This is a genomic window from Mycobacterium aquaticum (genome assembly GCF_002086485.1).
Classification (GTDB): Bacteria; Actinomycetota; Actinomycetes; order Mycobacteriales; family Mycobacteriaceae; genus Mycobacterium; species Mycobacterium aquaticum.
Window position 1 is genome coordinate 1 of record NZ_MVHF01000102.1, and the last position, 797, is coordinate 797.

The window sequence follows — 797 nt, forward strand, 5'->3', positions numbered from 1 at the left end:
GTGCGCGTCATGCCGGTGTTCGCGGTCAAGTCCGGGGCGTTCTTCGCCATGATCACCGGCGTGCTCGGCCTGATGGGCGGCCTGCTGACCATCAACCCGATCTGGAACCTCGGCCCCTACAAGCCATCTCAAGTGTCGGCCGGCTCACAGCCCGACTTCTACATGATGTGGACCGAGGGCCTGGCCCGTATCTGGCCGGCCTGGGAGTTCTACCCGTTCGGCCACACCATCCCCGCGGTGGTCTGGGTCGCGGTGATCATGGGTGTGGTCTTCGGCCTGCTGATCGCCTACCCGTTCATCGAGAAGAAGGTCTCCGGTGACGATGCGCATCACAACCTGCTGCAGCGTCCGCGGGATGTACCGGTGCGCACCGCCATCGGCTCCATGGCCATCGCGTTCTACATGGTGCTCACCCTGGCCGCGATGAACGACATCATCGCGCTCAAGTTCCACATCTCGCTCAACGCCACCACCTGGATCGGCCGCATCGGCATGGTCGTCCTACCCGGCATCGTCTACTACATCGCCTACCGCTGGGCCGTCTCCCTGCAACGCAGCGACCGCGCAGTCCTCGAACACGGCATCGAAACCGGCATCATCAAACGGCTACCCCACGGCGCCTACGTCGAACTGCACCAACCCCTGGGCCCCGTCGACGACCACGGCCACCCCATCCCGCTCGAATACCAGGGCGCCGCCCTACCCAAGCGGATGAACAAACTCGGCTCCGGCGGCGCCCCCGGCACCGGCAGCTTCCTCTACGCCGACCCGGCCGTCGAACACGACGCCATCACCGA

1 protein-coding gene is annotated in these 797 nt (G+C 65.5%); it reads left to right on the forward strand.

The window, feature by feature from the left end; genetic code table 11:
• Window positions 1–797, forward strand: a 797-nt coding sequence (locus tag BST13_RS38080) for a cytochrome b family protein (RefSeq protein ID WP_483869189.1), incomplete at both ends; no start/stop codon positions are given.